21 protein-coding genes are annotated in these 23743 nt (G+C 69.9%); 19 read left to right on the top strand and 2 right to left on the bottom strand.

Annotation, left to right across the window (positions count from 1 at the left end; translation table 11 throughout):
* Positions 1-53 precede the first annotated feature (53 nt).
* Positions 54-947, bottom strand: coding sequence for a hypothetical protein (locus GVN67_RS07070; protein ID WP_159994214.1), 894 nt, complete (start codon positions 945-947; stop codon positions 54-56).
* A gap of 295 nt (positions 948-1242) precedes the next feature.
* Here GVN67_RS07070 and GVN67_RS07065 point away from each other — a divergent pair, with 295 nt between their 5' ends.
* From GVN67_RS07065 to GVN67_RS07040, 6 genes are all read left to right on the top strand, one after another.
* Positions 1243-2307 (top strand): ABC transporter ATP-binding protein, encoded by a 1065-nt coding sequence (locus tag GVN67_RS07065; RefSeq protein ID WP_159994212.1) that lies wholly within the window; start codon positions 1243-1245, stop codon positions 2305-2307.
* Positions 2308-2412: 105 nt separating this feature from the next.
* Entirely contained in the window at positions 2413-3741 is a 1329-nt protein-coding gene (locus tag GVN67_RS07060) for an ABC transporter substrate-binding protein (protein WP_159994210.1), read from the top strand.
* A 114-nt stretch (positions 3742-3855) separates the two neighbouring features.
* Positions 3856-4845, top strand: a complete 990-nt coding sequence (locus GVN67_RS07055; protein WP_200845157.1) for a carbohydrate ABC transporter permease — start codon at positions 3856-3858, stop codon at positions 4843-4845.
* Positions 4838-5719 carry a carbohydrate ABC transporter permease gene (locus GVN67_RS07050; protein ID WP_159994208.1) on the top strand — a complete coding sequence of 294 codons (882 nt, stop codon included), beginning with the start codon at positions 4838-4840 and terminating at the stop codon, positions 5717-5719. Before GVN67_RS07055 ends, GVN67_RS07050 begins: the two co-directional genes overlap by 8 nt.
* A gap of 57 nt (positions 5720-5776) precedes the next feature.
* Complete coding sequence (locus GVN67_RS07045) at positions 5777-6553, top strand: HpcH/HpaI aldolase/citrate lyase family protein (RefSeq protein WP_200845156.1); 777 nt, start codon at positions 5777-5779, stop codon at positions 6551-6553.
* On the top strand, positions 6553-7935 hold the full coding sequence (locus GVN67_RS07040; protein WP_159994206.1) for an FAD-binding oxidoreductase: 1383 nt from the start codon (positions 6553-6555) through the stop codon (positions 7933-7935). Before GVN67_RS07045 ends, GVN67_RS07040 begins: the two co-directional genes overlap by 1 nt.
* Here GVN67_RS07040 and GVN67_RS07035 read toward each other — a convergent pair.
* Positions 7932-8837, bottom strand: a complete 906-nt coding sequence (locus GVN67_RS07035) for an AraC family transcriptional regulator (RefSeq protein WP_159994204.1) — start codon at positions 8835-8837, stop codon at positions 7932-7934. The two genes, GVN67_RS07040 and GVN67_RS07035, sit on opposite strands and share 4 nt — an antisense overlap.
* Positions 8838-8973: 136 nt before the next feature.
* On the opposite strand from GVN67_RS07035, the gene GVN67_RS07030 reads away from it, so the two are divergent.
* The 13 genes from GVN67_RS07030 to GVN67_RS06970 all read left to right on the top strand — a co-directional run bounded on the left by GVN67_RS07030 (position 8974) and on the right by GVN67_RS06970 (position 23693).
* Positions 8974-9717, top strand: coding sequence for an SDR family NAD(P)-dependent oxidoreductase (locus tag GVN67_RS07030; RefSeq protein ID WP_159994202.1), 744 nt, complete (start codon positions 8974-8976; stop codon positions 9715-9717).
* Positions 9718-9730: 13 nt separating this feature from the next.
* Positions 9731-10135: a VOC family protein gene (locus GVN67_RS07025; protein WP_159994200.1), complete on the top strand. Its 405-nt coding sequence runs from the start codon at positions 9731-9733 to the stop codon at positions 10133-10135.
* Positions 10132-11121 carry a trans-acting enoyl reductase family protein gene (locus tag GVN67_RS07020; RefSeq protein ID WP_159994198.1) on the top strand — a complete coding sequence of 330 codons (990 nt, stop codon included), beginning with the start codon at positions 10132-10134 and terminating at the stop codon, positions 11119-11121. The genes GVN67_RS07025 and GVN67_RS07020 overlap by 4 nt, the downstream gene beginning before the upstream one ends.
* Positions 11122-11496: 375 nt before the next feature.
* On the top strand, positions 11497-12261 hold the full coding sequence (locus GVN67_RS07015) for a FadR/GntR family transcriptional regulator (RefSeq protein WP_159994196.1): 765 nt from the start codon (positions 11497-11499) through the stop codon (positions 12259-12261).
* The gene (locus GVN67_RS07010) at positions 12254-13159 is read left to right on the top strand and encodes a dihydrodipicolinate synthase family protein (RefSeq protein ID WP_159994194.1); all 906 of its coding nucleotides are present in this window, start codon (positions 12254-12256) and stop codon (positions 13157-13159) included. The genes GVN67_RS07015 and GVN67_RS07010 overlap by 8 nt, the downstream gene beginning before the upstream one ends.
* Entirely contained in the window at positions 13152-14579 is a 1428-nt protein-coding gene (locus GVN67_RS07005) for an FAD-binding oxidoreductase (protein ID WP_368667226.1), read from the top strand. The genes GVN67_RS07010 and GVN67_RS07005 overlap by 8 nt, the downstream gene beginning before the upstream one ends.
* 111 nt (positions 14580-14690) lie before the next feature.
* Positions 14691-16697 carry a hydantoinase/oxoprolinase family protein gene (locus GVN67_RS07000; protein WP_159994192.1) on the top strand — a complete coding sequence of 669 codons (2007 nt, stop codon included), beginning with the start codon at positions 14691-14693 and terminating at the stop codon, positions 16695-16697.
* Positions 16694-18262, top strand: coding sequence for a hydantoinase B/oxoprolinase family protein (locus tag GVN67_RS06995; protein ID WP_159994190.1), 1569 nt, complete (start codon positions 16694-16696; stop codon positions 18260-18262). The genes GVN67_RS07000 and GVN67_RS06995 overlap by 4 nt, the downstream gene beginning before the upstream one ends.
* A 13-nt stretch (positions 18263-18275) precedes the next feature.
* The gene (locus GVN67_RS06990) at positions 18276-19727 is read left to right on the top strand and encodes a PLP-dependent aminotransferase family protein (RefSeq protein WP_159994188.1); all 1452 of its coding nucleotides are present in this window, start codon (positions 18276-18278) and stop codon (positions 19725-19727) included.
* Between the two features lie 23 nt (positions 19728-19750).
* Positions 19751-21058, top strand: coding sequence for an aminotransferase class III-fold pyridoxal phosphate-dependent enzyme (locus tag GVN67_RS06985; protein ID WP_159994186.1), 1308 nt, complete (start codon positions 19751-19753; stop codon positions 21056-21058).
* Positions 21055-21426 (top strand): nuclear transport factor 2 family protein, encoded by a 372-nt coding sequence (locus GVN67_RS06980; protein ID WP_159994184.1) that lies wholly within the window; start codon positions 21055-21057, stop codon positions 21424-21426. Before GVN67_RS06985 ends, GVN67_RS06980 begins: the two co-directional genes overlap by 4 nt.
* A gap of 154 nt (positions 21427-21580) precedes the next feature.
* Positions 21581-22174, top strand: coding sequence for a hypothetical protein (locus GVN67_RS06975; RefSeq protein ID WP_159994182.1), 594 nt, complete (start codon positions 21581-21583; stop codon positions 22172-22174).
* Positions 22175-22190: 16 nt separating this feature from the next.
* Positions 22191-23693, top strand: a complete 1503-nt coding sequence (locus GVN67_RS06970; RefSeq protein ID WP_159994180.1) for a tripartite tricarboxylate transporter permease — start codon at positions 22191-22193, stop codon at positions 23691-23693.
* The last annotated feature ends 50 nt before the right edge of the window (positions 23694-23743 follow it).

Raw genomic sequence — 23743 nt, 5'->3', positions numbered from 1 at the left:
AACGATGAGGCCGCAAAATAATCCTGGGGATCGGCGCCGGCAAGGGGCCGAGCTCAGCCCGCCAGGCGGTGCAGCCCCGCGAGCAGCGCCTGATGCGCCGGCAGGCCCTGGCGGCCGGTCTCGGCCTGCAGCCAGCGGGCATGCACCAGCCGGACGCGCACCGGGATGCGCCGCAGCCCGAGCAGCTGCGCCAGCGCCGTGCGATGCCGCCCGCCCAGCAGCCGCAGGACCTCGCCTTCCGGCCCGATGGCGATGCCGACCTCGCCCTCCCGCCGCTCGATCGCGGCGCTGCGCAGGGGGGAGGCGGCGAAGCGCCGGTCCAGCGCCTCGCGCGCCAGGAAACCTTCGGCGCGGAGGCGGGCGGCGAGGCCGCGGTAATGCGCGAAATAGGCGTCGATCAGCGCGGGCGTGGCCAGGCGCACGGCGTTGCGCTGCTCCGGCCGGCCCTCGGCGATGCGGGCCAGCATGTAGCGGTAGATCGGGCTGTCCTGCAGGGGGCGCGTGGTGTCGAGCAGCGCAGCCATTTCCTGCTGCACCACGCTGCCGGCCAGCGGCTCCCGCGCGCCGGTCCAGTCGCCGCCATCGAGGAAGGCCTGGGCCAGGTGGTGGATGCGGCGGCCATCGGTCACCGTGTCCATCAGCTGCCAGCGCAGCCGGCTTGGGTCGAGCTGCAGCCGCAGGTCGGGGCCGAAGAACCGCTCGGCATGGGCCAGCGGCAGGCCGGCCGTCCCGCCCTCGGCCAGGCGGCGGGTGGCGCGGGCCAGGCGCCAGGGGAACAGCGGCGCGCGCGCCAGCAGCGGCGCGGTCGCCAGGGCCCAGGGCTTGGCCAGCCGCCGCAGCGGGGCGGCGCGCCAGCCCTGGCCGCCAGCCGCCGGCCGGTAGCGCGGCATGGCGGCGATGCCGGCGACCATGCCGAGGCGCGGGCTGCTGGGCAGGGCGTCGGGCATTGCGGGCCAAGGGTCTCCGCTGGGGAAGGCGCCGGCGACAGGCGGGCGTCCTGCGTCTGTTACCCGCCTGTCATCCTGGCGGCCAGCTTCTTTTTGCTGCGCTGCGGGGCGCATGCCGCGGCGCGGTAGAGCGTGTGTTGCAATCATCCGCCGGTTAATCCTAAGCTTCCGGCGAGCCAGGCCGTCAGAGCTTTTGGCCAGAGGGATTCCGAGGGAGATGCTGATGCGCCATAGCGCAAACGGGCAGGGCTGCGCTTTGCCCATGCCGCCCCGCGCCGCGAGCGATCGCTGAACGATGGCGACGGTCGATATCCGCGACGTCCGCAAGAATTTCGGCAGCACCGCCATCCTGCATGGCGTCGACGTGGACATCGCCGATGGCGAGTTCGTGGTCCTGGTCGGCCCCTCGGGCTGCGGCAAGTCCACCCTGCTGCGGATGATCGCCGGCCTCGAGAATATCTCGGGCGGGCAGGTCTCGATCGGCGGCCGCGTGGTCAACGACGTCCCGCCGAAGGACCGGGACATCGCCATGGTGTTCCAGAACTACGCGCTCTATCCGCATATGACCGTGCGGGACAACATGGCCTTCTCGATGAAGCTGGCCAAGGCCCCGGCCGAGGTGATGGACAGCGAGGTGAAGCGCGCCGCCCGCATCCTGGGGCTGGAGGCGCTGCTGGACCGCTATCCGCGGCAGCTGTCGGGCGGGCAGCGGCAGCGCGTCGCCATGGGCCGCGCCATCGTCCGCCACCCGCAGGTCTTCCTGTTCGATGAGCCGCTGTCCAACCTGGACGCCAAGCTGCGCGTGCAGATGCGGGCCGAGATCAAGGACCTGCACCAGCGGCTGAAGACCACGACGATCTATGTGACGCATGACCAGATCGAGGCCATGACCATGGCTGACAAGATCGTCGTCATGCATGGCGGTCATGTCGAGCAGATCGGCGCGCCGCTGGAGCTGTATGACCGGCCGGCCAATGTCTTCGTCGCCGGCTTCATCGGCTCGCCGGCGATGAACCTGCTGCCGGGCGTGGTGACGGGCGGCGCCTTCCAGCCGGATGGCGGCGGCCAGGCCTGGCCGTTGCCGCCGGATGCCCGCGCCACCGAGGGCCAGCGCGCCACCTATGGCTTCCGCCCCGAGCACCTGTCCCTGGTGGCCGAGGGCATCCCGCTGGTGGTGACCTTGATCGAGCCCACCGGCTCCGAGACTCAGGTCAGCGGCAAGGCTGGCAGCGTGGCGGTGACGGGCGCCTTCCGCGAGCGCATCACCGCCCGCGTCGGCGAGACCATCCACGTCCTGCCCGACCCCGCTTTGGCGCATTTGTTCCACGGCGAAACCGGCCACCGCCTGAATGCCGCTTAACGAATAAAAATAGATGGGGGTCCGGGGGAATACCTTCCCCCGGCCTTTCTTAAATTTCGGCGAGACACCGATTGAACGGTGCCGCCCGTCTGGAGGACGACGAGAATGCATGACCTGACCCGTCGTGGCGCCTTGGGCCTGGGCGCTGGCGCGCTCGCGGCCGGGATGGCGGCCCCTGGCCGCGCCCGCGCCGCCATCCCGCTCGGCAATGCCACCCCGCCGGCTGCTCCGATCGAAAGCGGCGCCACGCTGCGCGTGCTGCGCCCGACCAAGTTCGTCGATGCCGACGAGACGGTGTTCCGTGCCAACACCGCCAAGTTCACCGCGCAGACCGGCGTGCAGGTGCGCGTGGACTTTGCCGGCTGGGAGGACCTCCGCCCGCAGACCGCGGTCGCCGCCAATACCGGCGCCGGCCCCGACGTGGTGGTGGCCTGGGCCGACGACCCGCATATCTATGCCGACAAGGTGCTCGACCTGTCGGAGCTCGCCGGCTATCTCGGCCAGAAATACGGCGGCTGGCTGGCGCTGCCGCAGCGCTTCGGCAAGAAGTGGGGCACCGAGCAGTGGGTGGCGCTGCCGATGGGCGGCTCCGGCGGCCCCTGCGTCTACCGCATCTCCTGGCTGAAGGAGGCGGGCTACGACACCCTGCCGACCGACCATGAGAATTTCCTCAAGGCCTGCCAGGCGCTGAAGAAGAACGGCCACCCGGCCGGCTTCGCGCTGGGCAATGCGGTGGGCGACGGCAATGCCTTCTGCAACTGGCTGCTGTGGAGCCATGGCGGCATGGTGGTGGACGAGGCCGGCAAGGTCGCCATCAACAGCCCGCAGACGATCAACGCGCTGCGCTATGCCCGCGAGCTGTACCAGACCTTCATCCCCGGCACGCTGTCCTGGGGCGACATCAACAACAACCGCGCCTATGCGGCCGGCGAGATCGGGCTGACGCAGAACGGCGTCTCGATGTACTTCTCGCTGAAGAACGACCCGAAGACCGCCGCCATCGCCGAGGATACCGGCATGGCGCGCATGCCCTTCGCCCCCGGCGGCAAGATGGCCGAGAACGTGCTGCTGCTGAACGCCATGGTGTTCAAGCACACCCGCTTCCCCAATGCCGCCAAGGAATACCTGCGCTTCATGATGGAGGCCGAGCAGTACGAGACCTGGCTGAATGGCTGCGGCGGCTACTGGTCGCATCCGCTGGCCGCCTATGCCGAGGCCGAGGTCTGGAAGGTCGACCCGAAGCTCGCCGTCTATCGCGACACCAACACGGTGGAGTTCTGGTCGGGCTACAAGGGGCCGATCAGCCAGGCCTCGGGGTCGGTGGCCGCGGATTACGTGGTGGTGCAGATGTTCGCCGCCGCCTCCTCCGGCCAGTCGACGCCGGAAGAGGCGGTGCGCGAGGCCGAGCGCCGCGCCCGCCGCTATTACCGCTGAGCGGCGGATGGCGCAGCGTGACGCCGCCGCGGGGGAGACCCCGCGGCCGGCTGCCCGGGAGCTGGTGGCCCCGAAGCTGGTGGCCCCGAAGCTTGCCGTGAGGGAGACCGACTGATGTCCACAACCGCACCCTCGACCCGGCCGGGGCCGGAGCTGCCGCCGGCCACCAACTGGCGACGGCCGCAGATCAACCAGGGCTGGCTGGCGCGGCTGCTGGATTCGAAGGGTTTTCTGATCATCGCCTGCCTGACGCCGGCGCTGGGCCTGCTGATGGTCTTTTTGACGTATCCGCTGGGCCTGGGCATCTGGCTGGCCTTCACCGACACCCATATCGGCCGCGGCGGCAGCTTCGTCGGCTTCGAGAATTTCGAATCCCTCTGGTATGACCGCGTCTTCTGGGGGGCGGTGTTCTACACGGTCTTCTACACGACCGTCGCGACGGTGCTGAAATTCGGGCTGGGCCTGTGGCTGGCGCTGCTGCTGAACGAGAATGTCCCGTTCAAGTCGCTGCTGCGCGCCATCATCCTGCTGCCCTGGATCGTGCCGACGGTGCTGTCCGCCATCGCCTTCTGGTGGATGTTCGACGCCCAGTTCTCGATTATTTCCTACATCCTGGTCGACGTGCTGGGATGGCGCGACACCTATATCGACTTCCTCGGCACGCCCTGGCATGCGCGGTGGTCGCTGGTCTTCGCCAATGTCTGGCGCGGGATTCCCTTCGTGGCGATCAGCCTTCTCGCGGGTCTGCAGACCATCTCGCCCTCGCTGTATGAAGCGGCGCTGCTGGATGGCGCCTCGAGCTGGCAGCGCTTCACCCGGATCACGGCGCCGCTGCTGATGCCGATCCTGGCGGTGGTGCTGACCTTCTCGGTGCTGTTCACCTTCACCGACTTCCAGCTGGTCTATGCCATCACCCGCGGCGGGCCGATCAACTCGACGCATCTGATGGCGACGCTGGCCTTCCAGCGCGGCATCCCGGGCGGGCAGCTCGGCGAGGGCGCGGCGATCGCGGTCTCGATGATCCCCTTCCTGATCCTCGCCACCCTCTTCAGCTATTTCGCGCTGGCCCGCCGCAAGTGGCAGCAGGGAGAAGCCAATGACTAAGGCCGCGACCGCCGATGACGGCGCCACCCTGCTGTCCTGGCAGTCCCGCCAGCGCCGGGTGGTGACCGTCTATGTCCCGCTGGCGATCTTCGTCTTCATCCTGCTCTTCCCCTTCTATTGGATGACGGTCACGACGTTCAAGCCGAACGCCGAGCTCTACGACTACAAGAACTTCAATCCGTTCTGGGTCGCGGCGCCGACGCTGGCGAACATCAAGAAGCTGCTGTTCGAGACCAGCTATCCGCATTGGCTGTTCACCACCATGCTGGTGGCGGTGTGCTCGACGGTGCTGTCGCTGGTCTCCTCGGTGCTGGCGGCCTATGCGATCCAGCGGCTGCGCTTCAAGGGCTCGGCCTATGTGGGCCTGGCGATCTACATCGCCTACCTGGTGCCGCCCTCGATCCTGTTCATCCCGCTGGCGACCATGGTCTTCCAGCTCGGGCTGTTCGACAGCCCGATGGCGCTGATCCTGACCTATCCGACCTTCCTCATTCCCTTCTGCACCTGGCTGCTGATCGGCTATTTCAAGTCGATCCCCTATGAGCTGGAGGAATGCGCGCTGATCGACGGCGCGACGCGGCTGCAGATCCTGCGGCGGATCACCCTGCCGCTGGCCGTGCCCGGCCTGATCAGCGCCGGCATTTTTTCCTTCACCCTGTCCTGGAACGAGTTCATCTACGCGCTGGCCTTCATCTCCTCGTCCGAGAACAAGACGGTGCCGGTGGCCATCCTGACCGAGCTGGTGCAGGGCGACGTCTACCAGTGGGGCGCGCTGATGGCGGGCTCGCTGCTCGGCTCGCTGCCGGTCGCCATCTTCTATTCGTTCTTCGTCGACTACTACGTTTCTTCGCTGACTGGCGCAGTGAAGGAATGAAACGCGCGGCGGGATTCGTCCCGCCGTCCTACCCTGGCCACGCCCTGGAGAAAAAAATTGCCCAAGAATGTGTTGAAGGCTCGCCTGGCGGCGGGCGAGCAGGTCTACGGCGCCTGGGTCGGCACCGGCGCGACGGTCAATGCCGAGATCATGGGCCATATCGGCTATGACTTCCTGGTCATCGACCATGAGCATGGGCTGGGCGAGCTCAGCCAGGCGGTGGAATCGCTGCGCGCGGCGGAAGCCGGCGGCACCCCCTGCATCGTCCGCGCCCCCTGGAACGACCAGGTCTGGCTGAAGCGCATCCTCGATGCCGGCGGCAATTCGATCATGATCCCCTCGGTCGAGAATGCCGAGGAGGCGCTGGCCGCCATCCGCGCCTGCCGCTATCCGCCGCACGGCACCCGCGGCTATGCCGCCAGCGTGGTGCGCGGCTCGCGCTACGGGCTGGAGACCGGCTATGCCCATGCCGCCAAGGACGAGACGCTGGTCATCCTGCAGATCGAGAGCGGCGCGGCCGCCGAGCAGGCGGAAAAGATCTGCGCGCTGGACGGCATCGATGTCGTCTTCATCGGCGTCAACGACCTGGCCTGCTCGCTCGGCTACATGGAGCAGCTGGACCATCCCGAGGTCCGCAAGGTGGTGACGAAGCTCGAGGACGTCATCCTCGCCTCCGGCAAGCCGATGGGCACGGTGCCGAATGCGGGCGCCGATTGGCGCAGCCTGTTCCAGCGTGGCTACAAGCTGGTGGTCGGGCCGCATGACGGCGCCATGCTGCGCGATTCCGCGCGCAATGCCTGGGCCGACTACCAGTCCTTCAAGGCCGGCCGCTGATGCAGGCGCTGGTCGAGGCCCTGCGCCAGGCGCTGGGCCCGGCCGCGGTGCTGGCGGGGGCCGATGTCCCCGCCCGCAATGAGAAGGACTGGAGCACCCTGCCGCCGCAGCGCCCGGCGCTGGTGATCCGCCCGGTCGATACGGCGGGCGTGTCAACCGCGATGCGGCTCTGCGGAGAACATGGCCGCGCGTTGGTGCCGCAGGGCGGGCTGACCGGGCTCTGCGGCGGCGCCCGGCCGGAGGAGGGCGGCATCGCCCTGTCGCTGGAGCGGATGACCGGCATCCTGGAGATCGACCCGGCGGCGGCCAGCATGACGGTGCTGGCGGGCACGCCGCTGCAGGCGATCCAGCAGGCGGCCGAGGAGGCCGGCTTCTTCATCCCGCTCGACCTCGGCGCCCGCGGATCCTGCGCCATCGGCGGCAATCTCTCGACCAATGCCGGCGGCAACCGCGTCATCCGCTACGGCATGGCGCGCGAGATGGTGCTGGGGCTGGAGGCGGTGCTCGCCGACGGCACGGTCGTCGGCGGCCTGAACAAGATGCTGAAGAACAATGCCGGCTATGACCTGAAGCACCTGTTCATCGGGGCGGAGGGCACGCTCGGCATCATCACCCGCGTCGTGCTGCGGCTGTTCCCGAAGCCGGGCTGCACCATGGCGGCGCTCTGCGCGCTGGACCGCTACGACCAGGTGCTGGAGCTGCTGGCCGGCGCCCGGCGCGGGCTCGGTCCGCTGCTCTCGGCCTTCGAGGTGATGTGGCCCGACTATTGGGAGGTCGTGACCCGCCAGGTGCCGGGCGTGCGCAGCCCAGTGGGCGCCGGCCATGGCTTCTACGTGCTGGTCGAGGCGCAGGGCATGGAGGAGGCGATCGACGCGCCGCGCTTCCAGTCCTGGCTGGAAGGCCAGGCCGAGGCCGGCGTCGTGGTCGATGCCGCCGTCGCCCAGTCGATCGCCGATGTGAAGGCCTTCTGGGGGGTGCGCGACGCCTGCGCCGAATTCCCGCAGGTGCTGGGCCCGCACGAGCCCTTCGACATCGGCCTGCCGGTCGGCGCCATGGACGACTATGTGGTCCAGTGCAAGGCGGCGCTGCAGGCGGCGCTGCCCGGGGTGGTGGCGCTGTTCTACGGCCATATCGGCGACGGCAACCTGCATATCGTGGCTTGCCTGCCCGGTGCCGTGCCGCAGCCGCGCGAAGCCATCGTCCAGATCGTCTACGACACCGTCAGGGAATTCGGCGGCACCGTCTCGGCCGAGCACGGCATCGGCCTGACCAAGAAGCCCTATCTCTCCTATGTGCGCAGCCCGGCCGAGATCGCGCTGATGCAGCGTCTGAAGGCGGCGCTGGACCCGCAGGGGCTGATCAACCCCGGCAAGGTCATCTAGGCCGCCACGTCCGTGCTGCCCGCCCGCTGGAGATGGCGGAAAATGCGCGCGGCATCCTTGGCAGGCGGCGCGCCGAAGAAGCGCGCATATTCACGGCTGAACTGGGTCGCGCTTTCATAGCCGACGTCGAAGGCGACATCGCTCGCCTTCAGGCCGCCGCTGATCAGCAGCAGCCGTGCCTGAAGCAGGCGCAGGCGCTTCTGGAACTGGACCGGGCTGAGCGCCGTGGCGCTCTTGAAATGGCGGTGGAAGGCGGAAGGGCTCATCGCGGCAATGGCGGCGAGCATCTCCACCCGCAGCGGCTCGGCGAAATGCTGGCGGATCCACTGGATGGCCAGGTTGATCCGCGCCAGCGCGGTGCTGGGCGTTGCGATGTCGCGGAGCAGCGCCGCCTGCGGTCCTTGCAGCACGCGGTAGAGGATCTCGCGCTCATAGGCAGGGGCCAGCGCCGGGATATCGCCCGGCCGGTCCATCAGGCGCAGCATGCGCAGCCAGGCATCCAGCAGCTCGGGCGTCACGGCGGCCACCGAGAAGCCCGCCAGGGGCGACGGCACCGCCGGCGCGGGCAGATCCGTGAGCAGCGCCGCGATCACCGGGCGGTCGAGCGTGAGGCTGACCGCCAGATAGGGATCGCCCGAGGCGCTGGGGTGGACCGCCCCGACCGCGGGCAGGTCGACCGACATGACGAAATAGGTCGCCGGATCGTAATGCAGGGTCTGGCTGCCGACCGTCATCGACTTGCTGCCCTGCAGGATCAGGTTGACCATCGGGTCGTAGCAGGCGGCGAGCTCATGCGCGGGCACCTGTCCCTGCACCATCGCCACCCGGGGGATGCCGGTCTCGGTCTTGCGATTTCCGGCCCGTGCCGCCAGGGCGCGAAGCTCGGCCAGTTGCTGTTCCATCGCCCGATCCTTGCCCCGCCCGCGCCGGGACGGGCAAGCCGAAAAGCAGGATCAGGCAAGATTTGCGGAGGAACCGCGACGCGCGGCAGGTCGGTCGTCGCCTAGCTTCCGTGCCAGGCAACGGAGCATATCGACCATGGAAGCCATTGTGATCACCGGCGGCAGTCGCGGCATCGGGGCGGCCGCCGCGCAAGCCTGCGCCGCACGGGGGCTCGGCGTCATCCTGACCTACAACCGCCATCCCGAGGCGGCCGAAGCCGTCGTGGCGCAGATCGGGCAGCGGGGAGGCCGCGCCGTCGCGCTGCCGCTCGATGTCGCCGACACGGCAAGCTTTCCCGCGTTCCGGGAGGCGGTGCGGCGCGCGCTGGAGGAAAACTGGAGCGGCGCCAGCCTGCGCGGCCTCGTCAACAATGCCGGGTTCGGGCTCTTCAATCCCATCGAGGCCGTCACCGAAGACCAGTTCGACAGTTTGTTCTCTGTGCATCTGAAGGGGCCGTTCTTCCTGACCCAGGCGCTGCTGCCGCTGATCCGCGACGGCGGCGCCATCGTGAACCTGACCAGCGCCACCACGCGGGTGGCCACGGCAGGGGTGGCGCCCTATGCCAGCTTCAAGGGCGGGCTGGAGGTGCTGACCCGCTACATGGCCAAGGAGTTCGGCCCGCGCCACATCCGCGCCAATGCCGTGTCGCCGGGGGCCATCCGGACCGAGCTGGGCGGCGGCCTGAACGACACCTTCGAGGCGCTGCTGGCGTCGCAGACGGCGCTCGGCCGCGTCGGGGAGGCGGAGGAGGTGGGCCGCGTCATCGCCAGCCTGCTCGCGGAGGATCTCGGCTGGGTCAACGGCCAGTCGATCGAGGTCGGCGGCGGCTACTGCATCTAGAGGAGAACGCAGCATGCTCGACCACATCTTCCTGCCCGTCAGCGACGTCGCGCGCGCCGTGGCTTTCTACCAGGCGGCATTGGCGCCGCTCGGCATCACCGACCGCCTGGATTACGACGGCCGCGACGGCCCGCCCGGCCATCCCGACCTCAAGGGCTTCGGGGCGAACGGGCGCGTGTTCTTCTGGCTGCGCGGGGGCGATGCCGGCGGGGGCGATGCAGCGCATGTCGGCTTCGTGGCGCGCTCGCGCGGCGAGGTCGACGCCGCCTATGCCGCCGCGATGGCGGCAGGCGCGACGGATAACGGGGCGCCGGGGCCGCGGCTCCATTACGATCCGCGCTACTACGCGGCCAATGTCCTGGACCCGGACGGCTACAGCCTCGAGTTCGTCTTCAAGTCCTGGCAGCACCCGCAATGACCCGGCTGATGATCTACGGCGCGACCGGCTATACCGGCCGCATGGCGGCCCACCATGCCATGGCGGCGGGGCTCGACCCCATCCTCGCCGGGCGGTCCGGGACCGGGCTCGCGGAGCTCGGCCGCAGGCTCGGCGTCGAGTACCGGGTCTTCGCGCTGGCCGAGGATGCGGTGGTCGAGGCGGCGCTCCATGACGTCGCGGTGCTGCTGAACTGCGCCGGCCCGTTCCTGCGCACCGCCGACCCGCTGATGCGCGGGGCCATCCGGGCGGGGGTCCACTATCTCGACATCGCCGCCGAGCTCGATAGCTACCGCCTGGCAGCGATCCACGATGCGCCGGCGCGGGCCGCCGGGGTCATGCTGCTGCCCGGCAGCGGCGGCAGCGTCGCGATGCTGGGGTCCTTGGCAGGCCGGGCTGCCGAGCGGGTCGGGCGCCTTCAAACGATCCACGTCGCGCTGCATGTCGCCGGGGCGATGTCGCGTGGCTCGGCGATCAGCGCGCGCGAGAACCTGACATCCGAGCGCCTCGCGCGCGTCGGCGGCGCATTGCTGCCGGTCTCGCCCGATGCCGCGAGGATCTTCGATTTCGGCAGCGGGCCGGTGCCCTGCTTCCCCGTCACCCTGCCCGACCTGATGACGCTGTGGCGGGGGCTCCAGGCACCCGATATCGGCACCTATGTCCACGTCTCCGGCAGCGCTTTCCCCACCGGAGACCTGGCGAGCCTGCCGGACGGGCCCTCCGCGGCGGCGCGCGACGCGAACCGTTACCAGGCCGCGGTCGCGGTGACCGATGCCGGGGGGAAGACCGTCCGGGCCATCCTCGACACCGTGAATGGCTACAGCTTCACCCCGCTGGCAGCCGCCGAGGCGGCACGGCGTGTCCTCGCCGGCGAGGTGCTGCCAGGCTTCCAAACGCCGATAGGGCTGTTCGGCAACGGCTTCGCCGAGACCATCGCCGACACCACCATCCAAGTCCTGCGCGACTGACGTCAAGCACCATCGACACACCCGGCGCCACCGTCGCGAGGGCCCCAGGCCTTTCGGTCACCAAGCGCACCCGCCACATCAGGTTCTGCGATCCGAGGGTGCTGGGATAAGCGGGCAGCCGGGGAGCTGCCCTGGCTGCATTCTTCTGGCAGACGCCGCGTCGCCATGCGGCACGACACCACCGTCCCCTTCCGGATCAATCAATCCCCAGCCTGGGCCAGGGCCTCGCCGCCGGCCGGGAATGGTCTCACCATGCCAGCCGGCTTAGCCACCGTCTGGCGGAAGTCGCCTCGCGACTGGCCCCTCAAAATCCCGCCTGCCTGTTGCCAGCCCTATCATATCATCATACCTTCGCGGGAAGGTGAGGGGAACGGCGTGGCGCGGTTCAAGAACCTCTACGGCCAGGTGGTGGACACGCTGGGGCGGCAGATCGCCACCGGCCAGCTGCCGGTCGGCCCGATGGCCAGCGAGCCCCTGCTGGCCGAGCGCTACGGCGTCAGCCGCGTCGTGCTGCGCGAGGCCATCAAGGCGCTGGCGGCCAAGGGCATGGTCTCGGTCGGGCCCAGCATCGGCACCCGGGTGCTGCCGCGCGACAACTGGGCGCTGCTCGACCCGCAGGTGCTGGAATGGCATGGCGGCAGCGACCTGAACCACGCCACCCTGGCCGACCTGGTCGAGCTGCGCCGCATCATCGAGCCCGAGGCCGCGCGCCTGGCCGCGATCCGCGCCACCGCCGAGGACCTGGCCGGCATCCGCCTGGCCTATCTCCGCATGGAAGCCGCGCTGGGCGACGGCGAAGACTATGTGCTGGCCGATGCCGGCTTCCACACCGCGGTGCTGCTGGCCTCGCACAACCAGTTCCTGTGCCAGCTGCGCGGCGCGCTGCAGCAGCTGCTGCGGCTCGGCTTCTCGCTGTCCTCGCGCCATCCCAACGCCGCCGCCTCGACGCTGCCCTGCCACGAGGCGCTGCTGCTCTGCCTGGAGCGGCGCGACGGCGAGGCGGCGGCGGCGGCGGTGCACCGGCTGATCGCCCGCAACCTGGGCCATTTCCGCGGCGTGCTGGGCGAGGATTTCGGCCGCCACCTGCTTCCGTCTCCGTCCGATGAACCGAAGAACCAGGAAACCGCGCGGCATGCTTGATGAGATCCAGGGCAGCTACATCATCGCGCAGACGCCCTTCGACGACCGCGGCGCGGTGGATGCCGCCAGCATCGACAGCCTGGTCGCCTTCTACCTGAAGCATGGCGCCGATGGCTTCGTCGTCGGCGGCGTCAGCGGCGAGGGCGGCAAGCTGACCGCGGCCGAGGCCGAGCTGGTCACCCGCCGCTTCATCGCCGGCGCCGGGGGCAAGCCGGTGATCGTCGGCGTCAGCAACCCGGGCACGGCGCAGCTGGCGCAGCTGACCGCCCAGGCGATGGATCTGGGCGCCGCGGGCGTGATGATCGCGCCCCCCGGCGGGCTGCGCACGGAAGAGGAGCTTTTTTCCTACTTCGCCACCGTCTTCGGCATGATCGGCGATGTTCCCGTGGTGCTGCAGGATTTCCCGGGCTCGACCGGGGTCTGGATGTCGGTGCCCTCGATCCTGAAGCTGGTCGCGGCGCATCCGCAGATCCAGGTGGTCAAGGAAGAAGACCTCCCCAGCCTGGAGAAGATCTCTCGTCTCAGGGCGGGCGAGGGGCGGCGGGTCGCCATTCTCACCGGCAACAACGGCCTCTATTTGCCGCACGAGCTCGGCCGCGGCATCGACGGGCCGATGGCCGGCTTCTCCCATCCCGAGATGCTCTCCGGCGTCTGGCGGCTGCACAAGGCCGGCGAGGTCGAGGCGGCGCATGACCTCTTCGACTGCTACCTGCCTTTGCTGAACTACGAGGCCCAAGGTTTTTGGGGCGTCGCCGCGCGGAAAGAGGTCCTGCGCCGGCGGGGCGCTATCGCCCATGCCACCATGCGCCAGCCGGGGCCCAGCCTGACCGCCCGCCACCAGGCCGAGCTCGACCTGCTGGTCCGCCGCGTCGCGCGCGCGGTGGCCGCCCGTGGCTGACGCCGCGATGCCGGCGGAGGCCGCGCTCGCCGCGATCCGCGCCCTGCTCGGGCCGCGTGGCGTGGTCGAGGACGCGCTCGACCAGGCACCCTATCTGGAAGAACCGCGCAAGCTGTTTCCGGGTCGCGCCGCGCTGGTGACCCGCCCGGCCGATCGCGACCAGCTGGCGGCGGTGCTGCGGCTCTGCCATGCGGCGCATCTGCCGGTGATCCCGCTGGGCGGCCGCACCGGCCTGGTCGGCGGCACCACCAGCCAGGAGGGCCCGCCGCCGGTCCTGATCAGCCTGGAGCGGCTGAACCGTATCACCGCGCTCGACGCCCAGGCGATGACCATGACGGTCGAGGCCGGCTGCATTCTGGAGAATATCCACCGCGCCGCCGAGGCCGAGGGGCTGCTCTTCCCGATCAATCTCGGCGCCCGCGGCAGCTGCATGATCGGCGGCAATATTTCCACGAACGCCGGCGGGATCCAGGTGCTGCGCTACGGCAACACGCGCGACCTGGTGCTGGGGCTGGAGGTGGTGCTGCCCGATGGCGAGGTCTGGGACGGTCTGCGCGCGCTGCGCAAGGACAATACCGGCTACGACATGAAGCACCTGTTCATCGGCGCCGAGGGGACGCTGGGCATCGTCACCGCCGCGGTGCTGCGCCTGTTCCCCAAGCCGGAGGAGATGCAGACCGCCTTCCTGGCGCTGCCGGATGCCGCCGCCGCCATCGGCCTCTACGCCCTGGCGCAGCGGCTGTCGGGCGGCACGCTCTCGGCCTTCGAGCTGATCCAGCGCTTCGGCGTCGAGATCTCCTGCCGGTTCGGCGGCGGGGTCGATCCGCTGGCGGCGCCATCGCCCTGGTATGTGCTGCTGGAAATGTCGGGCGCCGCCGACGGGTCGCTGCGCACGACGCTGGAGGCGCTGCTGGAACAGGCGATGGAGCAGGGCCTGGTGCTGGACGGCACCATCGCCGAGAGCAGCGCCCAGGCGGCCGCCCTCTGGCACCTGCGCGAGGCGCTCGTCGACACCCAGCAATACGAGGGCGCCAGCATCAAGCACGACATCGCCGTGCCGATCTCGCTGGTGCCCGATTTCCTGGAGCAGGCGGGGGCGGCGGCGCTGGCGGTGATGCCCACCGCCCGGCTGCTGGCCTTCGGCCATGTCGGCGACGGCAATATCCATTTCAACCTGGCCCAGCCGAAGGAGGGCATGACCGCCGAGGCCTTTCTGGCCCGCTCCAAGGAGGTCTATCGCGCCGTCCACGACGTGGTGGCGGCCTTGGGCGGCAGCATCAGCGCCGAGCATGGCATCGGCCAGATGAAGCGCGCGGAGCTCGCCCATTACGCGCCGCCGGCCGAGCTGCGGCTGATGCGGGCGGTGAAGCAGGCCATCGACCCGCGGGGCATCATGAATCCGGGGAAGATTCTGGCCTAGCGAACTGGTCAGAATCTGGCCCTTTCGCAGGCCAGCGGTTTCGGCTGAACTGCCAGGATCGGGCCCCGCGCATCCTTGCCGGGGCCCCCTCCTGGCGGGCGGGGCAGAGCATTGGCGCAACGTGATTGGGATATCGGCACCGATATCGGCGGCACCTTCACCGACATCATCGCCCTGCACCGGCTGACCGCCGAGCGCCGCATCGCCAAGGTGCCCTCCCGCCCCGCCGCCCCGGTCCGCGCCATGCTGGAGGCGCTGGCCGCCGTGGGCCTTTCCGAGCCCGATGTCCGCCGCTTTGTCCATGGCACGACGCGGGTGACCAATGCCCTGGTCGAGGGCCGCCTGCCGCGCACCGCGCTGGTGGTCACCGCCGGCTTCGAGGATGTGCTGGAGATCGGCCGCTACCGCCGGCAGGAGCTGTATCGGCTGGACACGCCGCCCAAGGCGCCGCCGCTGGTGCCGCCCGAGCTGTGCTTCGGCCTGCGCGAGCGGGTCGGCCCCGATGGCGCCGTGCAGCAGCCGCTGGAGCCGGCCGAGATCGACCGCCTGGCCGCCTGGCTGGCGCGGCAGGGCGTGCAGAGCGTCGCCGTCTGCCTGCTGCATTCCTACGCCAATCCCGCGCATGAGCGCCTGCTGGCCGAGCGGCTGGCCGGGCTGGTCCCGCATCTGTCGCTGTCGCACGAGGTCAATCCCGAGGCGCGCGAATACGAGCGCGCCTCGTCGACCGCCTTCAACGCCGCCGCCATGCCCATCGCGGTGGAGTACCTGTCGGAACTCGAAGAAAAACTGCCGATCGGGGCGGGGCTGCAGGTCTTCCATTCGGCCGGCGCCATGGTGCCGGTGCCGGCGGTGAAGCGCCGCCCGCTGGTCATGGCGCTGTCCGGCCCGGCGGCCGGCGTCGCCGCCTCGGCCCGCATCGCCCAGCGGCTGGACCGGCCGCGGGTGCTGACCTTCGACATGGGCGGCACCACCACCGATGTCTGCCTGATCGTCGACGGCGCCGCCGAGATGGCGGACACCCGCATGATCGGCGGCCGCCCGCTGCGCCAGCCGATGCTGGCGGTGCATTCGATCGGCGCCGGCGGCGGCTCCATCGTCAAGCTCGGCCCGGGCGGCTTGAGCGTCGGCCCGGAGAGCGCCGGCTCCGAGCCTGGTCCCGCCTGCTACGGCCGCGGCGGGACCTTGCCGACCATCACCGACGCCAATGCCGTGCTGGGCTACCTGGACCCGGCGGCGCGGCTGGGGGACGCCATCCAGCTCGACGTCGCCGCCGCCCGCGCGGTGATCGCGCCGATCGCCGAAGCGCTGGGCATGGGCGTCGAAGAAGCGGCGCTCGGCATCATCAAGGTCGCCAATGCCGCCATGGCCCGCGCGCTGCGCCGCGTCACCGTCGAGCGCGGCGTCGATGGCCGCGACTGCAGCCTTCTGGCGTTCGGCGGCGGCGGGCCGATGCATGCCGTCGGCCTGGCCGAGACCTATGGCCTGTCCGAGATCATCGTGCCCGCTGCCTCAAGCGCCTTTTCCGCCCTGGGGTGCCTGGCCGCCGATTTCAGCTTCCTGCAGCAGCGCACCCTGCGCCTGCCTTTGGACGGCTTCGACGCCGAGGTCTTTGCCGCGCGTTTGGCGGAACTCGAAGCCGAGGCCACCGCGCCGCTTCTGGCCAATGGCATCGCACCGGAAGAGATCGGCATCGAGCGTGTCGCCCTGATGCGCTACGCCGCGCAAAGCGACTCTCTCCCTGTGCCCTTCACCCCGCCATTCTCACCCGAGGCCCTGACAGAAAAATTCCACCGCCGGCACAAGGCGCTGTTCGGCTATGCCACCGGCGAGGCCTGCGTCATCGAATCGCTGCGCGTCGAGGCCCGCCGCCCAACCGAGATGGCGCCGCCCCGCGCCGAGGCGCCCGCAGCACCCCGCCCGCCGCGCGCCCGCGACTGCATCTTCCCGGGCCATGGCCGCGTGGCGACGGCCATCCTGGCGCGCGGCGCGTTGAAAGACCCCGTGCAGGGCCCGGCCATCATCGAGGATGCCTGGTCGACCGTGGTGCTGCCGCCCGCCTGGCAGGCGGCGCCCGACGCCGAAGGCAATCTTCTTCTCACGCGGAGCGATGCGGCATGAGCGCGCTGGACCCTTTCCTCGTCGAGGTGATCCGCCACGGCCTGTCGGCGGCGGCGGAAGAGATGAGCCTGGTGATGACCCGCTCCGCCCGCTCGCCGCTGCTGCGCGAGGCCGGTGACCTGTCCTCGGCGATCACCGATGCCGAGGGCGGGCTGGTCGGGCAGGGGCGCGACATCCCGATCCACCTGGGCGCCATGGCCTATACGGTGAAGGAGCTGCTGAAGCGCTGCCCGGTGGAGACGCTGCGCGAGGGCGATGCGCTGATCTACAATCTCGGCGCGCTGGGCGGCAACCATCTGAACGACGTCAAGGTGGCGCGGCCGGTCTTCGTCGACGGCCAGCTGGTCGCCTTCGCCTTGAGCCTCGCGCATTGGCCGGATGTCGGCGGCACCTGGCCCGGCAGCTACCTGGCCGAGGCGGTCGACACCTTCCAGGAAGCCATGCGCATCCCGCCGATGCCGATCCTGCAGCAGGGCGCGCTGAACCGCCCGGTGCTGGACTTCATCCTGGCCAATGTGCGCGACCCCGTCGCCTGCGAGGGCGACCTGCTGGCCCAGATCGCCGCGACCGAGGCCGCCGAGCGCCGCATCCGCGAGCTCTGCGCCCAGCACGGCACTTCTGTTTTCATCGCCTGCATGGCGCGGCTGCACGACCTGTCGGAAGCCGAGATGCGGGCCGCCATCGCCGGGCTTCCCGACGGCGACTACGAGGGCGAGGATTTCCTCGACGATGGCGGCCCGGGCGGGGCGCCGGCGCGCATCCATGTCCGCATCGCCATCCGCGGTGAGGAAGCGCATTTCGACCTTTCCGGCAGCGCCGACCGCGTCGCCAATTTCTGCAACACCACGCCCTTCATCGCGCGCTCGGCCGTCGCCTATGCGGCGCGCATCCTGAGCGGGCGGGAGATGCAGCAGAATGCCGGCGCGCTGCGGCCGCTGACCATCGTCACCCGCCCGGGCTCGATCCTGGAGCCGGGATGGAACGCCGCCGTCGCCGCCGGCAACCACGAGACCTCGATGCGCATCGTCGATGCCGTCTTCCGCGCCATGGAGCATGTCATCCCCGAGCGGCTGTCCGCCGGCGGCCCGGCGACCTCCGGCCTGCTGGCCTTCGCCGAGCCGATGGCCGACCAGTCCTGGCGCATGCTCTACGAGGTGCATGGCGGCGGCGAGGGCGCCCGCCACGACCGCGACGGCTCGCCCGCGACGCGCGTCCACCTGACCAACACCTCCAACACGCCGACCGAGGTGATCGAGGCGAACTACGCCATCCGCGTCGAGCAGCAGTCGATCCGCCGCGGCTCGGGCGGCGCGGGCAAGCATCGCGGCGGCGACGGCGTGGTGCGCAGCTATCGGGTGCTGGCCGAGAGCATGTGGCTGACCAGCTGCGTCGAGCGCTGCAAGATTTCTCCCTATGGCCTGAAGGGCGGCGCGGATGGGCTTCCATTCCGCATCACCCTGACGCGCGACGGCGTCGTCGAGGAAATCCCGGGCAAGAAGAACATGCTGCTGCGGCGTGGCGATCTGGTGACGATGGAAAGCTGCGGCGGCGGCGGCTTCGGCTGACGGGCTGAACGCCATGCGCAGCCGATTGTCGCTGGCCGGGCTGCCGCTGGACCGCCGGGCGGAGCTGCCGCTGTACCAGCAGCTTGCCGCGGCGCTGCGGCCGCGCATCCTCGATGGCAGCCTGCCCGCGGGGACGCTGCTGCCGGGGTCGCGCGCCATGGCGGTGGAGCTCGGCTGCTCGCGCGCCATCGTCCAGGCCGCCTGCGACCTGCTCTATGCCGAGGGCTATCTGCAATCGACGCCGCGCGGCGGGGTGCGGGTCGCCGCCGTCGCCAAGGGCGCCACGCAGGCCGCCGGCGAGCAGCCGGCGCCGCGCCTGTCCGACCGTTGGCGGGCGATGCTCGACATCGACTATGTCTCCGATCTGGGCTCGCCCTTTTCCAGCGGCACGCCGGATCTGGAGGAATTTCCCTTCGAGCTCTGGGGACGGCTGCTGCGCCAGGCCTGGCAGAAGCCGCGCGCCGATCTGTGCCGTGCGATGTCGCCGCTGGGCTGGGCGCCGCTGCGCGCGGCCACGGCCGAATATCTCGGCGCCGTGCGCGGGCTGCTCTGCCGGCCCGAAGAGGTGGTGATCACCCCCGCCAGCGCCGGCGCGCTGGATCTCTGTTGCCGCATGCTGCTCGATCCCGGCGACGAGGTCTGGGTGGAGGAGCCCGGCTTCATCGAGGCGCGCAGCAGCCTGCTGGCAGCCGGCGCGAAGCTGGTGCCGGTGCCGGTCGACGGCAAGGGCCTTGTGGTGGCCGAGGGAATCCGCCGCGCGCCCAACGCACGCCTCGCGGTGGTCACCCCCTCGCACCAGTTTCCGCTCGGCATCGCCATGGCGCTGGACCGGCGGCTGGAGCTGCTGGACTGGGCGCGGCGCCAGGAAAGCTGGATCATCGAGGACGACTACAATTCCGAGTTCCGCCATCGCGAGAGCATGGCCGCGGCGCTGAAGTCGCTCGATCGCAGCGGGCGGGTGATCTATCTCGGCACCTTCTCCAAGGTGATGCTACCCAGCCTGCGGCTTGGTTATCTCGTCGCGCATCCGGGCTTCGTCGAGGCCTTCGGCCGCGGCCGCGCCCGCATCGATGTCCATTCCGCCGGCACCGCGCAGCCGGCGCTGGCCGCGTTTCTGTCGGAGGGCCATCTGCTGCGCTACCTGCGGCGGATGCGCAAGCTCTATGCGGCGCGGCAGCAGGCGGTGCTGGCGGCGATCGATGACCTGCTGCCCGATCTGCTGGAGGTGGCACCCACCGCCGCCGGGCTGCACCTGACCGCGCTGTTCACGCCAGCCATGGCGGCGCGCCTGACCGACCGCGAGGCTTCGGCGCGCAGCGGCCAGGCGGGCAACTACATCCAGCCGCTGTCGCAATGCTATCTCGGCCCGCCCGACCGGCAGGGGCTGGTGATCGGCTATGGCCGGCTGCGCGCGGAGGAGGCGCATCCACGTCTCGCCGCCGTCGCGGCAGCGCTGCGCGCATGACGAATGACAAAGGGAACTAGGCGATGGGCAGGCTGCTGCGAACCGGGCTGAATGCCGGCACGGAGGCGCCGCGCGTCACCGGCGGCGAGGGCGTCTACTTCATTCTCGCCGATGGGCGGCGCGTGCTGGATGGCAGCAACACGGGGGGTCCGCTCGGCCATGGCCATCCGAAGCTGATCGCGGCGCTGCGCGACGCCGCCAGCCTGCCCATGGTCAATGAAGGCTGGAACTGGTCCGGCCGCGACCAGGCCGCGGAAGATTTCTTTCGGGTCGCGCTGCAGGGCGAGGAATGGGCCGGCGCGATCCGCTTCTGCCTGAGCGGCAGCGAGGCCAACGACATTTCCCTGAGCCTGGCGCAGGCGATCACCGGACGGCCGGCGATCGCGACGCGGGCGCGCGCCTATCACGGGCTGGTCGGGCTGTCGCGCGACGTCACCGTGCAGCCGCATTGGCATGGCGGGCTGGCGGCACCCGGCGTGACGCGCCGCCCCTTCGCCGGGGCGCCGGTGCATATCCTGCCGCCGCCGGAGGGCGCGCTCTACACCAGCGACGGCGCGACGCCCGCGCCATTGGACGAACGGCTGGCGGAAGCCCCGGCGATGCTGGCGCAATCGGCGGCGATGATCCTCGACTATACCCAGGGCGGCTTCTATCACGACGGCGCCTACCAGGATGCGCTGGCGGGCATGGCGCGCGACGCCGGCTGCCTCTGGATCGCCGACGAGGTGGTGACCGGCATGGGCCGCGCCGGGTGCCGCTTCGCCTTCCAGGGTGGCGCCTCGCGGCCCGACATCGTCACGCTGGGCAAGGGCCTGGGCGGCGGCATGGTGCCGGTGGCCGCCGTGCTGTTCTCGGCCGAGATGGTCGAGCGCATGAAGGGCAGCGCCTGGCAGAATTACGGCACGCTGCGCGGCCATCCGATGGCCATGGCCGCCGTCAGCGCCTATCTGCGCATCCTCGAGGAAGAGGCGCTGCTGGAGCGCGTCGCGTCGCTGGAAAAGCTCTTCGCCGCGCGGCTGGCGGAGATCGGCCGCCGGCATCCGAGCGTCGCGCGCATCGCCGGCCAGGGGCTGCACTGGACCATCGAGCTGCATGGTCCCGACTGGCAGCGCTGGCTGGCCGACACGCCGGAGGCGCCGATCGCCTCGCTGGTCGCGGCCGAGGCCCTGGCGCTCGGCGCCGTCATCGGCACCAGCGGCGAGCAGACCTCGCTGTTCATCGCGCCGCCGCTGATCATTTCGGAGGAAGACTCCGAGCGGCTTCTCGCTATCCTCGACCAGAGCCTGGTACTCGCTGACCGGGCGCATAACCAGCAGGAGATCTCCGCATGAGCGACGAATCCGCCATCCGTGCCGTCGTCCAGCAATATTTCGACGCGCTGTACCAGGGCGATGTCGCGGCCTTCCGCCAGGCCTTCCACCCGGAGGCGCAGCTGTTCTCCTCGGAGAATGCCGTGACCGCGGCGCTGGGCCTCGACGCCTGGCTGGACCGCGTGGCCAACCGCCCGGCGCCGGCCGCGACGGGCGATGCCCGCATCGACGAGATCGTCGCGCTGGCGCAGCCCAGCGCCACCACCGCGCATGTCCGCGTGCGCGACGCGCTGGGCGCCAACCGCTTCATCGACGAGCTGTTGCTGATTAAATATCCGCAAGGTTGGAAGATCGTCTGCAAGAGCTGGGCCTACGAGAATCAAGGCTGACACAGCAGGATTCGCGACCCCCGCGGGGGTCGCGAAAAAATTTGCGACAGACGGTGGAATAATTCCCTCTCCGGCCTCGTAGGCGCCTCATCGAGGGGCGCATGCACGGGTGTCTTGGTTGCCCGGCGGCATGTGGGGTCCAAGAGGGGATGCAATGAGAGTGAATGCGAAGGACCTCGCCTCCGGGGTGGTCCTGCTTGTGCTGGCGCTTGTCGGCCTGTGGATGAACAGCGAGCATACGCTGGGCTCGGCACGGCGCATGGGGCCGGGCTACATGCCCATGCTGGTCTTCTGGCTGGAGCTGCTGCTCGGCGTCATCGTCGTGGCGCTGGCCTGGCGCGGCGGCAGCGACCCGCTGGAGAAATGGACGAAGCTCGACTTCGTCACGCTGGCCATCGGCATCGGCGCCGGGCTGGTCGCCTATCCGCTGATCGCCGCGGTGCCGGCGCTGTCGGTCAACTGGTATCCGATGGGCATCGCGATGACGATCACCCTGGGCATCATGGCCTTCAGCCCGGGCTGGCGGCAGATCGCCTTCGTGCTGATCGGCATGACCGTCTTCGGCATCCTGCTGGAGCAGGGCGGGCTGGTGCTGGCGGTGGCCGCCATGGTGGTGGTCGCGGCGCTGGCCGATCCGACGCACCGGCCGCTCGGCGTCGCCGGCTGCGTGCTGTTCCTGATCGGGCTGTGCTGGTGGATGTTCATCTACGAGCTCGATATCCGCGTGAACGTCTGGCCGACCTTCTGAGCACGGGATCACCAGCATGGAACTCCTGATCGCCAACCTCGCCCATGGCTTCCATGTGGCGATGAGCTTCGACAACCTGCTCTTCGCGCTGCTCGGCGCATTGATCGGCACCGCCATCGGCGTGCTGCCGGGCATCGGGCCGGTCGCCACCATTTCTCTCCTTCTGCCCATCACCTTCGGGCAGCCGGCCACCACCGCCATCATCATGCTCGCCGGCATCTATTACGGCGCGCAGTATGGCGGCTCGACGACCGCCATCCTGCTGAACCTGCCGGGCGAGGTCTCCTCGGTGGTGACGACGCTCGAAGGCTACAAGATGGCGCGCAACGGCCGCGCCGGCGCGGCGCTGACCATCTCGGCGCTGGGCTCCTTCTTCGCCGGCTCGGTCTCCACGCTGCTGGTCGCGGCCTCCGGCCCGCTGCTGACGGAGGTAGCGCTCTCCTTCGGCCCGGCTGACTACTTCTCGCTGATGCTGCTCGGATTGATCATCTCGGCGGTGCTGGCGCAGGGCTCGGTGATGAAGTCGGTGGGCATGGTGGTCCTCGGCGTGGCGCTCGGCCTGGTCGGCACCGATGTGCAGACCGGCCAGCAGCGCTTCACCTTCGGCATTCCTGAGCTCTCCGACGGGCTGAACTTCGCCGCCATCGCCATGGGCGTCTTCGGCATCTCCGAGATCATCCTGAACCTGGAGAACCCCGAGGTCCGCAGCGTGCTGTCGACCAAGGTGGGCAGCCTGTTCCTGACCAAGGAGGAATGGAAGCGTTCCACCCCCTCGGTCATCCGCGGCACCATCATCGGCTCGGTGCTGGGCATCCTGCCGGGCGGCGGCGCGGCGCTGGCTTCCTTCGGCTCCTATATGATGGAGCGCAAGATCTCGAAGGGCCGCCATGAATTCGGCCATGGCGCCATCGAGGGCGTGGCCGGCCCCGAGGCCGCCAACAACGCCGCGGCGCAGACCAGCTTCATCCCGCTGCTGACGCTGGGCATCCCGTCCAACGCGGTGATGGCGCTGATGGTCGGCGCGCTGATCATCCAGGGCATCCAGCCCGGGCCCCGCATGGTGGAAGCCCAGCCGGACCTGTTCTGGGGCCTGATCTGCTCGATGTGGATCGGCAACGTCATGCTGCTGGTCATCAACCTGCCGATGATCGGCATGTGGGTGAAGCTGCTGCAGGTGCCCTATCGCTTCATGTACCCGGCGATCCTGGTGTTCTGCGCGATCGGCGTCTACTCGATCAACAACAGCGTCTTCGACGTCTACCAGACGGTGTTCTTCGCCGTGCTGGGCTATGTCTTCGCCAAGATCAAGATGGAGCCGGCGCCGCTGCTGGTCGGCTTCGTGCTCGGTCCGATGATGGAGGAGCATCTGCGCCGCGCCATGCTGCTGTCGCGTGGCGACCCGATGGTCTTCATGCAGCGCCCGATCAGCGCCGTGCTGCTCGGCATCGCGCTGCTGACCCTGGCGATGATGCTGCTGCCCGGACTGCGCAAGAAGAAGGAAGCGGCGATGTCGGGCTGAGCCCGCGACGCCCACGCCATCGGGCGGGAAGGGGTCGGCCCCTCCCGCCC

The organism is Roseomonas sp. 18066, from assembly GCF_902706185.1.
Classification (GTDB): Bacteria; Pseudomonadota; Alphaproteobacteria; order Acetobacterales; family Acetobacteraceae; genus Pseudoroseomonas.
The sequence above is the reverse complement of the archived record's forward strand: the minus strand, read 5'-3'. Positions and strand labels throughout refer to the sequence as shown.

Bases quoted from the DNA above. Each gene is read 5' to 3' on its own strand.
- GVN67_RS07060 (WP_159994210.1), top strand. From the start codon at position 2,413: ATGCATGACCTGACCCGTCGTGGCGCCTTGGGCCTGGGCGCTGGCGCG.
- GVN67_RS07055 (WP_200845157.1), top strand. From the start codon at position 3,856: ATGTCCACAACCGCACCCTCGACCCGGCCGGGGCCGGAGCTGCCGCCG.
- GVN67_RS07010 (WP_159994194.1), top strand. From the start codon at position 12,254: ATGCTTGATGAGATCCAGGGCAGCTACATCATCGCGCAGACGCCCTTC.
- GVN67_RS06985 (WP_159994186.1), top strand. From the start codon at position 19,751: ATGGGCAGGCTGCTGCGAACCGGGCTGAATGCCGGCACGGAGGCGCCG.
- GVN67_RS07035 (WP_159994204.1), bottom strand. From the start codon at position 8,837: ATGGAACAGCAACTGGCCGAGCTTCGCGCCCTGGCGGCACGGGCCGGA.
- GVN67_RS07030 (WP_159994202.1), top strand. From the start codon at position 8,974: ATGGAAGCCATTGTGATCACCGGCGGCAGTCGCGGCATCGGGGCGGCC.
- GVN67_RS06990 (WP_159994188.1), top strand. From the start codon at position 18,276: ATGCGCAGCCGATTGTCGCTGGCCGGGCTGCCGCTGGACCGCCGGGCG.
- GVN67_RS07025 (WP_159994200.1), top strand. From the start codon at position 9,731: ATGCTCGACCACATCTTCCTGCCCGTCAGCGACGTCGCGCGCGCCGTG.
- GVN67_RS07020 (WP_159994198.1), top strand. From the start codon at position 10,132: ATGACCCGGCTGATGATCTACGGCGCGACCGGCTATACCGGCCGCATG.
- GVN67_RS07040 (WP_159994206.1), top strand. From the start codon at position 6,553: ATGCAGGCGCTGGTCGAGGCCCTGCGCCAGGCGCTGGGCCCGGCCGCG.
- GVN67_RS07050 (WP_159994208.1), top strand. From the start codon at position 4,838: ATGACTAAGGCCGCGACCGCCGATGACGGCGCCACCCTGCTGTCCTGG.
- GVN67_RS06970 (WP_159994180.1), top strand. From the start codon at position 22,191: ATGGAACTCCTGATCGCCAACCTCGCCCATGGCTTCCATGTGGCGATG.
- GVN67_RS07070 (WP_159994214.1), bottom strand. From the start codon at position 947: ATGCCCGACGCCCTGCCCAGCAGCCCGCGCCTCGGCATGGTCGCCGGC.
- GVN67_RS06980 (WP_159994184.1), top strand. From the start codon at position 21,055: ATGAGCGACGAATCCGCCATCCGTGCCGTCGTCCAGCAATATTTCGAC.
- GVN67_RS06995 (WP_159994190.1), top strand. From the start codon at position 16,694: ATGAGCGCGCTGGACCCTTTCCTCGTCGAGGTGATCCGCCACGGCCTG.
- GVN67_RS06975 (WP_159994182.1), top strand. From the start codon at position 21,581: ATGAGAGTGAATGCGAAGGACCTCGCCTCCGGGGTGGTCCTGCTTGTG.
- GVN67_RS07065 (WP_159994212.1), top strand. From the start codon at position 1,243: ATGGCGACGGTCGATATCCGCGACGTCCGCAAGAATTTCGGCAGCACC.